Source organism: Paenibacillus sp. 19GGS1-52 (genome assembly GCF_022369515.1).
Lineage (GTDB): Bacteria > Bacillota > Bacilli > Paenibacillales > Paenibacillaceae > Paenibacillus_AQ.
Genome location: NZ_CP059724.1, coordinates 2008641 through 2020919, shown reverse-complemented (window position 1 = coordinate 2020919; position 12279 = coordinate 2008641). Strand labels below are relative to the sequence as shown.

The following is a 12279-nucleotide window of genomic DNA, read 5'->3' as shown; positions in this document are numbered from 1 at the left end:
ATGAGTAATAAAACTGGAATGAGTATCAGGCTCATGCCCAAAGAAATAGCAGAGACTTATATTTTTGATACAATTAATACCGATGATCTCAACGCCATAGCCGTTTCTATGTTGGATGCATTTACAGATACTGAGGACTTTGAGGGTGAAACATTAGAGGATTTACATGAAGAAATTCGTAGTGTTGTGATAGATGGTTTTGGCGTATTTATCCCTGAGGCTTCATTTCAAATCAAGCAGAACTCCGATATTGCCTCTGTCATACTTATTAGTATGTACAAAGGGAGTCCTTTCGTATCGGAACTATTTACCACCAAAAAATATATGGGTTTAGGTATGGCCAGTAGTCTTTTGAACAAAAGCATAAATGTGTTATGGGAATTGGGATACGAGAACTTAGTGTTATACGTTCATCCTAGAAATATAGGAGCCATTAATCTGTATAAGAAAATCGGATTTAGGGAGTTAGAATAGGAACAGCTATCATTCATATTTATTTATAAAGGGGATGATCTAATGTTTACAGGGATTTTATTGATCATTATAGGGCTATCCATAATTGCAATTGGCATTTTTGCTCGTAAAAATCCAACCTTCGGATGGCGTATGAACGAAGCTTGGAAAATAAAAGGCGGAGGTGATGCGGAGCCAAGCAATGCCTATATAGAATCCATTAAATTTTCTGGAACTCTTGCCATATCAATAGGCTCTTTCTTCATTATTTTTGGTATTCTACCTCTTCTTTAATTTGGGCTTCTTTCGCACCGACCCCCAAGACAGCAAAAAACCCTTGCTAGGCAAGGGTTTCTTATAAGTGGGCCCTGAGGGACTCGAACCCCCGACCAATCGGTTATGAGCCGACCGCTCTAACCAACTGAGCTTGGGGAAAGGTTAAACTTTATTAAATTAAGTTCCTAAACAATGATTAACACTGTGTTTTCAAGATATGTATTTATATCCGTTTCGTTCAGTTCGTTTACAAATACGTTAGCAAAGTAACTACACAAGAAGCAGTCATGGACAAGAAAATAATGTCCTAGGTTACCTCTACTTTATTGATCTATAGTGTCCCCTTAACTTAATGATTTATTACGAGTTATTCATTATAATAGGATGTCAACAGCATCATGAATTAACTTTCCAATTATCCTCGATCTTTTTTACTACAGGCTCATTTTTCATTTAATTCTATTTGTCCTTGTTGCCTAACCACTCGTAATAGAAAGCATCGTCTTTACGTGATATTCCCACTCTCGTAGTCTTTATATATTCTTCAAGAGTAGCAATCAACCGATCTGTATCTCCATAAATCTCAACGGTTATTGGAGCGTTTTTAGTATACCCAACGCTAATGACCACTCTCTCGACATTATAGTGTGTGGTTTTTAAGTTTTGGTGTTTGTTAATTAAACGGTTTATAACGAGAGGTTGTTGATGCAAATAATATGTCTCTGTTTGAATCCGATTTGGGTATATACTGGGGTATTTTTTCTTAGTAGAGAGATTTACTTTTACGAATACATCGTCTCCTAATAGATCATATCGAATACATTCTAAGGAACTTTTAATCTCCCTCAAATTAGGTTTCTTATCACTACTCAATTGGCCTTTTAGCATTAATACTTCATGGAAAGTCTTTTCAAACATGAAGAAATTATTAATTTCCGGCTGCATTAGAAGTGATTCTAATTGTATTAATTTTGAGTAAAGATCAGGAGGTAACTGTTCGGATGGATTGTTTATATATTCATTTAACTGCGGAATAATACTTCCAATAGCTTCTATTGCTTGAACATCAACAGGTATCGTCATTCTCTGCACATCCTTTTTATTATTATTGCTAGACATATAATACCATAATAAGGATGCTCGTTTCGTCATATACTGCCCGTTAGCGTAAATACATTTCGTTAGCCTAAGACCATTTACTTCCTAATCATTAATTGAGACTTCTATTAGTATCCAATTCTATACTATATGAACGTTTCGTAGTTTAAAATGGTACACATTTTTCACCATCTATCTTTATCACTTTGTGCTAAATAGACTCCCCTATAGTACAAAATGGTACAGATGTAATATCAACCTATATTAGAAAAAAGCCAACAATCAAAAAGTCACTTCAGCAGAATAAGAAAAACTATGTAGATAATCTTATTAGAATAGAATTAGAAGGCAAATTTTCCGTAAAGAAAGCCAAAACCCATACTAGCTTTTTTTACGGAATTTCTTAGTTGGTTTATATAAAACGAACATTCCTTAAATTGTAAAACAACACTAAATAAAAAAGATTAATTACACAAATTTCATTTAATTTTTCTGAGGATGTGCTTCTGAAGTTGCTTAAAGGAGCCATTTTCATTATTTAAGTAACTCATGACCCGATCAGGTGGGAAATAAATATCCTCGAACCGAAGATTGGGATACGTTCTCCAGGTATGTGCTAAACAACTTGCATATAATTCCTGAGACCATTCTTTATATACATCTCCAGAAGGTTGGATTACCTGGACAACTCGTTCATTATCCGTTTCAATTGTTATATACCGAGGAGGGTAATTGGCTAAATATTGCTTGTAACTGATTTTGGCAAATATCTCCTTTAACTGGATGGGATGAATTATTTTATCTTTATACTTCTCAAAATATTTTTCCCCAAATTCTGCTTGAACGCCTGAGTCCTCAATACATAGAATAAATCCAATATCGTTCATTTTCATGCCATAAACGGTTTGAATATAGCTGTCAAAGTAATTGAAATTTAATTCATCCCAATCACTATCCTCATATTCATACATTTTAAAGATAAAAATTGAATAAGGTTTTACTGGGACGTATTGAGTTGGGAACCTGATACCCTGTAATAACATATGCAATGTATTGAATTTCCCCATCGCTTCAAGACTCATAATCGTACCAGCTACCGGATCCTTTCGATCGATATTGAGGGACAACTCCTTCAAGAACAGGCCATATAGGATTTTAGAAGCCCAGTAAAATATTTTGTTTTCATCCAACTGAACAAATGAATCATAACCGCCATCTACGGCTTTCGATATATCGATTTCCAGTTGAGACAGATATTCATTGTTGCACGTATTACAGCAGGGGATTTTTAGCATTCGATAAGGAATTTCCGTCCCATTTAATAATGTGATAGTTTGATCCCAAAGATTAAATTTGTTCTGCAGCCATTTTGGAAAAATGTGTTCATCTGTGTGTTTCTTCAGTTCTACACCGCACAAAAAGCAATTCTTTTGAGAAAGGGGCATATCCATGTGAAATCACAACCTTTATATTTATATGCTTTACCTTATCAATTTTATCATAATTGATAATACGTCTAGGAAAAAGACGACGATAAATAGCTTCGACCATAATGGATCAGCGTAACGTTGTTGTATTATTTTGTAAGATTGGTTTTTATAATTTATACTAAATGACTGCTCTTTTTATGGCTATTTTCAGTTACTTTGTAGTGAACAGTACCGTCCTACTATCGATGATATAAATAAAACACCTCTAGAAGTTCAGTCAGCATTCAAAGTCTAACCTAATATTCTGTTTGCTATATCATAATATGGTTGGAAGACTTCAATTTTAATCTCAAGCTCATTGCCACCTGCAACTCCCATAGTTAATTTATTGTTACCTATACTATAATCCAGCACGCCTATTTTTTTAAGAACATCTAAATGAGGTGTTAACTTGTCGACAACTATATCCCCTAAGAATCCCGAAATCCTACGTGATGAAGGGATAGGTACGAAAACTTGTTCTAGTTCCTCTTCTAGTTTTATAATTCCCTTCACTTCTCGTCTCACAACCTCAATGAAACCATATTCTTTTTCAAACACTCTTACTTTTTCAATTATTCGATCAAACTGAATTTCAGGCGTATCTTTAACTCCTAAATATTTCCCAACCATTTCAAAGACTTTGGTCAGTCCTGCTTTATTAGTAACCTGGATTCCTTGAAGCATATTCAACGGGATTGGCAATTCAACTGGTCTGAGGTTTGTATGACAAATTGGTATAATCGGTATCCCCTTTACCCATCCAGCTCCCGCTTCGAAATTTATCCAAGGTCGCGTTACCGAACTCTCGCTACATAACAACAGAATAATTTGTGAATCCTTTAAAGCCTGATCTATCTCATCAAGCCACTTTGACCCGATCGAAATACTTTCTCCATCAGAAGACACAAAAATCTCTGGCAAACCAAGAAAAGCCTTCCCAATTTCTTCCTTCAAGATCTCAGCAAGAGCTTTTTCTTCACTAATGTGGCTAATGAAAATTTTAGGAATTTGCATGCTCTATCTGCCCCATTCTTAACATAATAGACTCCAAACTAATTATAATCTATTTGTAAGAAGTTGTAAGTCACAGACTACTCTAACTAAACATATTTCTGCACAGTATCGTCCTGAATTTCTCCTATCCCCAACAAATTAGGATACGCAAGTTAGATGTCAATCATTATCCTCTTTCGCCTGGTGATGACCAACTGGGCGCGGTCGAATCCATGTTGCTGAACCGAGCAATATTGTCGTGTGAACCCGCTCGAAGCTAGCCCTAACATATAATATTCTTTGTAAAATACATAGTAAGCATATTCCTAATCTGGTAGAATGAATCAGAAATAATTATCAGATTTAGGGGGAAATTTGTATGAAAAGAATCACCATATTAGCATTTTCACTTTTTTGTTTTATTGTATTATCTGCATGCTCTGATAACAAAACTGCAATTAAAGATAGTGATCCAGCACAAGCGAAGGTTGAAAATTCGGTAAATGCAGCCACAGAAACTGCAGCTCCAACAGCAGTTCCAACAGAAGCGCCTAAAGAAGATATTTGGACATATTATGACAATGCAACGTGGACAGACAATTTTAATGGATTAGTATCTACGGTAGAAAAGGTTGTCGTTTCCGATCGCGCACCCCAAAAAGATGATGAAAATGACCTTACTGCTTCTGCTGTAGGCATCAAAATGAAGGTTGAAAATACAACCAAAAAGCTATTCACCGCTTATCCTGATCAAGCCGTACTTGTAACTTCTACAGGAGAACAAATTGAAATGCCTGAAACATTCTTGTCCGATGACTTGGGAGGAGAGATTGATGAAGGAGTTATCAAGGAAGGCAATATTATTTGGTACTTAAAGCGCGGTCATGCTGAAGATATAACTTGGATTAAATTGAAGTGGAGCACAGTGGAGGGTGATGGAATGGAAATGGACGCTGCAAGAAAAGAATATGCAGTTAAAATTCCTCTTAAATAACAAAAAGCCCTGCAACCTTAATTGGTCAGCAGGGCTTTTTCATATTCCCAAGCGCTTACGAATTTACATTTCTTATTTATCTGAACCTGATCCATCCACATAAGCCTCTGCCAAGATGTACACGGCACACGCTCCAACAGCTGTAATAATACCGGTGACTTGCACGGCTGTATTATTGGACGCTCCAGCAGCACCAAGTACGGATGTTGCTACAGCAGCTATAAGTGCCCAAAACTTACGGGATGAGAGCTTTGCTTTCCAGTTTACCTTGTTCATATTATTTAACCCCTTTCGCGAAAATTCCCACACGATCAAGGATCGTTACCATCCGATAAAAGTCATAACTACCATTCGCTGTGGTGTTCAAAATGCCTGATGCTTTAGCTGCTTCGCAGGACTTAAGAGCCCATGCGGGGATCTCCGACAGCTTAGCATTATCCTCCAGCTCCGTGATCCGGATAGTCAGTCCAAGCGTTACCTCTGCCTGTGCTTTAATGAGTACCTTCATAGTTTCAAATTCTTTTTTCTCTGCTTCTGTCATTTCATCGCCCTCCTCGATCTTTTTAATATTAGTAATCACTGTGTCCAACTGCGCCTGTGTTGGCCGCTTGCCTGCGCGATAATCAGCCGTGCTTAACCCATAGGTTATCTGAAGATGGGGCAAGTCCCTAAAACTGGTCCAGTCGCCGCCCCACTCCCAGCCGATCTGCTTGGCAGCAGCTACAACCTCATCCCAATCAGAGATACCGTCACAGTCTCCGTCACGTTTGGTATCCCAGCTCACCCCGCCGTCAGGCAGTAACAGCGCGAAATCAATCGCCACTCCAAAGTTATGATAGGAGTACCCGCCCTTTGCATTGGTGACGATCTTGCCTGTTGTGGTGCGTCCTTGGGCGTATAGACCATCTTGTTCGGGGATGGTACGCAACCCCTGAGTAATAACAATCAGTACACCATGGGCATATGCAAACTCTATGAGAGCTTCAGCTGCGGCGCGGTCAGCCGAAAGAAGCCCGCTCAGTTTAGACGCGGACTTAGCTTTTACTTGTTCTAACGTTAAAGCCATAGAAATCAATCCTTTCATTTCGAGTATGGTATATCGACGGTCATTCCGGCCAAATCATGGTAGCAATCCGACAGGAATTGAATTTTTCCGTCTACAATAAAGCTGTGGCAGACCTCTTCTGTTCCAGCTCCGACTATCAATGATGGAGAGAATGTCGGGCGCTCCATGTCGCCGTTAAACTGCCAGCGCCCCTCAATGATAGGATGAAACTGTTTGCACCCGGGACAAAAGAACCTCCAAGCTACTGTTCCTTTTCCATCCCAATCCATCCGATGAAGTATCACAAAGTTACCCTTCTTATGCTGACTGGTCATTGTCTGGATGTTCCGGCTTAGCTGGGTTGTTTTTGGTCTTGTCCTCGCTAAGCTGCATTAAAAAGTCCTTCATAGCCTGTGGCCACGGCACACCAATAACCCCAAAATTCTCAACTACACTTAAACCCTCGCGGCCGGCATAAAACAGTATTGCGGCCATTCGAAAAACTGGTGCTCCAGGCTGCACCCAATCGTCCACCAGTGCGGCCAGGCCCACGACAAAAAGGACCGTAATCTTGCGTATACCGCCCCAGAACATTATGTCGCTGCTGACTGTCTTGGTCTTAAACGCTCCAGCTACCCCGCTGATGTAATCGGCCAGCATAAGCACGATAAGAAATTGCAATGGTTTATCGTACCCGCCCAGCCAGCCTGCAGCCATGGCAAACAGGCCAATCAAAGCCGACGATAAGCCTGTTGCAATCTCTCGAAATCCCGATCCTATGGCTGCCGTGTAAATCGTTATAAAAATATTTTTGATATGATTGAGCATTCCTTAACTCCCCCTCTACCCCTAATTAGCATAAAAATAGCCCCGATAGGTTCGGGGCTGGCTACAGTCGTATGTTAATTCGGGCTTATCTCATTGCAATACCTTGTGCGTAAAAGGTAACATCGTTACCGCCCTGATTTACAAGAATGTATAAACTCAAGGTAACGTCAATATTATTGCTAGAAAGTGAGTATGTCGTCATTACCCCATTCAAACATACAATCAATTGATTTCCTGCTGGGTCTATAATAAACGACGTAATAGTATCGGTAGTACCTTGTCCCGGTTTATTTAGCATACTTATAAAATGACCTGCGGTGTCCCTCAAGGATATCTGACCGCCGCCAATAGCCTTTAAACCGTTTGAAAAGCCAGTAAAGCTGTAGCCTGTAGGGCAGGGTCCAATAGTGAAGGCGGTAGTACCATTACCAAAAGCCACCGCTGTTCCCGATGTATTAACTAGCTCTCTTGTCGTGGGCGCTAGAGTACCTGTTAGGCCCATCAAAACGGTTCCTCTTCTGACATTAGATGCTGTTAGCCCTGCTACTGTAGATTGTAGTTGCCCTATTGATACTTTAATCTCTCCCGCGCCCGCCCCTCCTTTTCGGTATCCTTCAGACGGGTATACGGCTAGACCTCCGTCCCCCCACTGTCCTATCCCGATTGCAGGGTCAGCCCCTGCGGTGATATTGGGCATAGTGCCTGTTTTCCCCGCTATCGTAGTATCGTTTAATACTTTGGTAGCATCAAAAACCACCGCGGGAACTGTACCGGACCCATTATGGAACCCTGCGGCAATCGTTTGTGCGGATTGACTGGGGGTTAAGGTGACCGCGCCCCTATTTACCGCCGTGCCGGAGGTATTTGTTAAGATGCCAGAGCTGAATTTTTTGGGTGAAACAACGTCGGCTGTTGTGGCATCACCAGGGAAAAATATTGCCATGATTAATCCTCCTTTATCGTAGCCGATGCATAAACCGTACCCGCTGCGCTACTGGTAACCGTTACAGCAATAGCAGTGTTGATCATGGGTGCAATAAATACAGGGATACCGCTCCAGCTTCCAACAGGCAGCAGAGTCGATGGTATTATGACTACGGTCGTGGCTCCAGAGCGGTCCGTATACGTAAGATTAACGACTACCGTAGTAGCAGTCGTCACGGCCAAGCATACAGATATGGTGTAGTTGCCTTGTACAGTTGGCGTATACGTTGCTAACGTTTGTGTCGTTGCCGCCATGACTACTTCGGTGACTCTGACTCTTGTTGCCGATACTTCCGCTATTTTTTTATTTGTGTCACGAACTGCTACGTTACTTGCCACAGCAGATTGAGAGGCATGCCACCCGTCAAGCATATCGGAGTCCGTTCCGCTGCCTGCACCATCTACTGTTTTTAATTTTGCTAGTACATCGGCTGCCGTATACGTTGATGAATCAATAACATCTCGCCACGCAAGCCATGCGTCAGTTGGGTATAGGGAATATCGATACTTAATAGGTGCGTCGGTGTTATAAGGGTAAAAATATTGAACAGTAGCCATAGCAGAATAACTCCTAGTGGTCACAACTGTTCCATACATGGCAGGAAACCCTGCTACATTGTTGCAAAAGAATATAGACTCACCCAGTTGATAGGTGGAAGGCAGGTCTGTACCTAATTTGTAATTGTTTGCACGTAGGAAGTTTACGCCATTAAATGTAGGTGTATCAGTTGTACGCAAATTTTGGTCAAGCATATAACCTCGAATTGTGTCTGCAATTATTCCGCTACCCGCTCCCATGTATTCGGTAGACAATACTCGCTGCCATGGTCCCCATAAGGTTTCATTACGCGCTCTGTAGTATTTTTGCTGGGGGGCGTTAATAGAAGTTGCCTCCTGCAAAATGTAGTTATCTACAGTAACGGTCACATTAAGAACGCCATAGGTAACGGGTGACATGTTCGTGCCTGAAAGGTTAAATATTTCGTAGCTTCCGGGCGCTACCAAATTATTGTAGTCGGTGCCATCTACTATTTTCTGCTTTATTTTGAATAGAATCGTATCATTATAACCCGTCCAGGCAAAAACCCAGTCCGTCCAAGCTCCGCTATTCACTTTACGCCTTACGTAGGTGTTACCCCCCGCGCCATAAAACATTTGCCAAATCCAGTTGCTGGAGTTGTTATGTGTATCGCCTACGCTAACATGGGAAACCACTGTTCCATATGTCTCGACGCCTGGTTGATTAAGGGTACTCGGTCCTGTGGAACAGGTACCCGCATCAAGTATCGCGTTTAGATCCGTTGCTACAGAAGCACCCCCTAGATCACTATAGGTATTCACTCTCGGTACTTTTGATGTGGCATCTAATCCCGCGTACCCACTAGCCACATTCTTAGCGCTGGTGTTTTCGTCCTCATACCACGATCCCCAGGACCCCGCATAATTTCGAAGATACGTTTTAGTTAACGCTGTGGTACTGGGTCGGTATATCTGTCTTTTCGTGGTTCCTCCTGTATTCACAACTTGTAGCCCAAAGGGTATGGGAGAAACTGCGGGCCTGTTTGTTATGGCTGTAATAACGCCTGTCGTACCTATCATATAGAAATTACCCTCGGTTAACATGGTGTCTAAATTGGTGGCCGCAGGTATTAACGTTGCATTTGACAGTGCCGTAATGGCGTTGTCTACTGTTGATTTTATTGCAATATCCCCAGCCGCTGACGGCGCTACAACTTGAGCACGGCCCGCTGCGTCTCTATGAATCAATGTATTAGGTGTGGCGGCTGAAGCTGATCCATGTACACCTATGGTGCTTACTGCTTTATGGGTTGATACAACGCTTCGAATTTCAACAAGCACCACATAAATCCGGTTAAACAACCAATTGAGCCAACCTGCAGGTGGCTTATCATTAACTTGCCAGCCCATTGTTTTCCTTGATGTAGGAGGCTCGATACCTGGTTCCTGCCATTCGGGTAATTTTTCATTAAAATCTGCCAATCTAATTCCCTCCTAAATGGGTAATGGATAATCGTCGCCAGGTACATAAACCTCTCCCAGCTCACCGCCGGTTGTCATATCCGGGTCTGCCAGTCCGAGGGAGCTTGTCTCTAGTACATCGTATTGAGAGGACAATGCAAACGTCCCGGACAGCTCGATCTGCGCTACCCTAACACCAGCAGCAACGGTTTTTTGAATAATACGAGCAAATTGCAATGGCGACATACCGACTTCATTCAGCCGCCTTGTCGGTACGCGAATTAGATTGATCGCTGCAGGCTCCGGCTCCAGCGGATCATTAAATTTCTCTTGAATACGGATATCCGAGTAATCACAGTCCAAAGCAATCGCCAAAACACGGATTATCGTATTGATATCCGTTTTGGATAAGTTCCGAGCTATTTTACTTTTGAGTAACACGCGGTACACCTCATCCGTGGATGCTCCGCGCGACTGGACTACATTAGTGCCAATCCTGTCCAGTGTTGTACCCTGTGCACCGTCAATACTGCGCCACTCGCGGATTCGGGTGAAGGTATCATCCAACGTCGCCAGCTCCCCGTGTAAGATACCGATAAGCTTGCCGATGTTGCTGTCCGGTGACTTGTTGTAGATGTCGGCAAAGCGCTTGAGCATATCCTTCACACTAAACATGACTGCTCACCGTGGTCTGCGCCGCCGTGGTCTGCGCCACTTCGTATGCTTGAGTAACAACATTGCTGCTGCCTAAGCTGCCGGTTACCTTACCTACCGTCAAAGCTACATCCTCTACGCCCTCTACGCTGTAAACGGCACTAATTAGGCGTGTATACACGACAGACCCGCCCATGCTCAATCCGTTGTAATAAGATCCTACCGCGTCGGTGCCGCCAATATACCGGATAATAGCACTGCGCACTTGCTCGTCTCCATCCGCCGGATACTGATCATTTTTGGTGACCGTGACGGATACTTTTATAGCAACCTCAGCAGCTCGGGAAAACTTGACTGTATGAGGCTGACCGCCCAAGTCCTCCACCTGGACACTGATCGCTCCGTATGACTCAATACCTCCGCTCTTTGTTGCAAAGATCGTATCCGCAATCTCCTGCTCGTCTCCCCCAAGCACATAAGACTGAAATGACTTGGCTGGCCGTCCAACACTGTCCGTCGTCATGGTTGTATTCTCAATCACCGCAGCCGCCCGCACCGTTGGCAGTCGCAGTAGACCGCCGCGCAAAGCATCAACCGATGCTGCTCCACCACCGGCAACCGATTGGTCAAAGCGGTTGCGAAACTCAGCATCTGTCTCTTTCTCGCGGCCTCCGGTAATCGGCGCTGCATTGATCACATTGATAATATCCGGCACGGGATTAACAACTACTGTGATCATGCCAGTACCCCAATTCCCGCCCGCTCCAGCCTCTAACGCCTCAATAGCTACCGTACCAGTTCCAGCCGTGAGAGTTACAGCCTCTAGTGTCTCAAAGACAACACCGGAAGCTGTGGAAGCCCGAAATCCGGCAGGAACGACATAGCCAGGTATCCCTGTAATGGTAATCTGTCCGGATGCCCACTGTGCCAGCGTGCGGGTAATGCCTACCTGCGGCCCCAACCTGTCCAGATTGTTACCCGTGGCTGTCGGGATATAACCGCTATTGTATACGTCCTCGGCAGTACTCCAGATAATTGCCAAGAACCAGGCAAAGATACGTAGGATAATGCCCATGGGCGACCGGATGGAAGTGTTTATGGTATCTCCAAATGTCTCTTTGGCTTTGTCCTCCATTTGAGCAAATAAATCATCAAAGCGTAGCCGCTTAAACCCTGTGCTATCCAACAACGGTTTCCACCCCCTCAATTGTGATTATGTCACCGTTAACAGCCGTGGCCGTAAAATTGGCGGTTGCTGTCCGCTTTACCCGGTCAAAAGTTACGGTCACAGTGTCCACGGTCTGAATGCGCGGTTCCTGCAGCACGCCACCTGTCAGCTCATCGCGGATCTCTTCTTCGGTCACTCCCTTGCCGGTGATCCGGGAAAAATCAATGCCCATGTCCGGGTCAAGTATCCATTCGCCCTTATTGGTACCGACGGCCAGTGCACAACATTGGGCAATCTCTTCCGGTCCGCTGACAAGCTGCAACTCACCGCTCAA

15 protein-coding genes and 1 tRNA gene are annotated in these 12279 nt (G+C 43.1%); 3 read left to right on the top strand and 13 right to left on the bottom strand.

The annotated features are described in order from the left end of the window. On the top strand, positions 1 to 474 hold the full coding sequence (locus H1230_RS09455; protein WP_239715229.1) for a GNAT family N-acetyltransferase: 474 nt from the start codon (positions 1 to 3) through the stop codon (positions 472 to 474). A gap of 42 nt (positions 475 to 516) precedes the next feature. Continuing rightward, positions 517 to 747, top strand: coding sequence for a DUF6199 family natural product biosynthesis protein (locus tag H1230_RS09450; RefSeq protein WP_239715228.1), 231 nt, complete (start codon positions 517 to 519; stop codon positions 745 to 747). A gap of 68 nt (positions 748 to 815) precedes the next feature. On the opposite strand, the gene H1230_RS09445 is transcribed toward H1230_RS09450, so the two are convergent. From H1230_RS09445 to H1230_RS09430, 4 genes are all read right to left on the bottom strand, one after another. Beyond that, a tRNA-Met gene (locus tag H1230_RS09445) sits at positions 816 to 881 on the bottom strand. Between the two features lie 307 nt (positions 882 to 1188). Further along, a complete protein-coding gene (locus tag H1230_RS09440; RefSeq protein WP_239715227.1) occupies positions 1189 to 1812 on the bottom strand; it encodes a hypothetical protein in 624 nt (207 codons plus the stop codon). A 494-nt stretch (positions 1813 to 2306) separates the two neighbouring features. Then, positions 2307 to 3278 (bottom strand): hypothetical protein, encoded by a 972-nt coding sequence (locus H1230_RS09435; RefSeq protein ID WP_239715226.1) that lies wholly within the window; start codon positions 3276 to 3278, stop codon positions 2307 to 2309. A 270-nt stretch (positions 3279 to 3548) separates the two neighbouring features. Beyond that, positions 3549 to 4313, bottom strand: coding sequence for a toll/interleukin-1 receptor domain-containing protein (locus tag H1230_RS09430; protein WP_239715225.1), 765 nt, complete (start codon positions 4311 to 4313; stop codon positions 3549 to 3551). A 358-nt stretch (positions 4314 to 4671) separates the two neighbouring features. Here H1230_RS09430 and H1230_RS09425 point away from each other — a divergent pair, with 358 nt between their 5' ends. Continuing rightward, on the top strand, positions 4672 to 5286 hold the full coding sequence (locus H1230_RS09425) for a hypothetical protein (RefSeq protein ID WP_239715224.1): 615 nt from the start codon (positions 4672 to 4674) through the stop codon (positions 5284 to 5286). A gap of 72 nt (positions 5287 to 5358) precedes the next feature. On the opposite strand, the gene H1230_RS09420 is transcribed toward H1230_RS09425, so the two are convergent. The 9 genes from H1230_RS09420 to H1230_RS09380 form a co-directional block, all read right to left on the bottom strand. Then, positions 5359 to 5562: a phage holin family protein gene (locus H1230_RS09420; protein ID WP_239715223.1), complete on the bottom strand. Its 204-nt coding sequence runs from the start codon at positions 5560 to 5562 to the stop codon at positions 5359 to 5361. A gap of 1 nt (position 5563) precedes the next feature. Then, complete coding sequence (locus tag H1230_RS09415; RefSeq protein ID WP_239715222.1) at positions 5564 to 6352, bottom strand: M15 family metallopeptidase; 789 nt, start codon at positions 6350 to 6352, stop codon at positions 5564 to 5566. Positions 6353 to 6366: 14 nt separating this feature from the next. Next, positions 6367 to 6636: a ubiquitination-like system serine protease family protein gene (locus tag H1230_RS09410; protein WP_239715221.1), complete on the bottom strand. Its 270-nt coding sequence runs from the start codon at positions 6634 to 6636 to the stop codon at positions 6367 to 6369. Between the two features lie 13 nt (positions 6637 to 6649). Further along, complete coding sequence (locus H1230_RS09405; protein ID WP_239715220.1) at positions 6650 to 7159, bottom strand: phage holin family protein; 510 nt, start codon at positions 7157 to 7159, stop codon at positions 6650 to 6652. Positions 7160 to 7244: 85 nt separating this feature from the next. Further along, a complete protein-coding gene (locus H1230_RS09400; protein ID WP_239715219.1) occupies positions 7245 to 8102 on the bottom strand; it encodes a hypothetical protein in 858 nt (285 codons plus the stop codon). A 2-nt stretch (positions 8103 to 8104) separates the two neighbouring features. Further along, on the bottom strand, positions 8105 to 10144 hold the full coding sequence (locus H1230_RS09395) for a pyocin knob domain-containing protein (RefSeq protein ID WP_239715218.1): 2040 nt from the start codon (positions 10142 to 10144) through the stop codon (positions 8105 to 8107). A 12-nt stretch (positions 10145 to 10156) separates the two neighbouring features. Continuing rightward, positions 10157 to 10798, bottom strand: a complete 642-nt coding sequence (locus H1230_RS09390; protein WP_239715217.1) for a hypothetical protein — start codon at positions 10796 to 10798, stop codon at positions 10157 to 10159. Next, positions 10791 to 11966, bottom strand: coding sequence for a baseplate J/gp47 family protein (locus H1230_RS09385; protein ID WP_239715216.1), 1176 nt, complete (start codon positions 11964 to 11966; stop codon positions 10791 to 10793). The genes H1230_RS09390 and H1230_RS09385 overlap by 8 nt, the downstream gene beginning before the upstream one ends. Beyond that, a complete protein-coding gene (locus H1230_RS09380) occupies positions 11956 to 12279 on the bottom strand; it encodes a contractile injection system sheath initiator (protein WP_239715215.1) in 324 nt (107 codons plus the stop codon). Before H1230_RS09380 ends, H1230_RS09385 begins: the two co-directional genes overlap by 11 nt.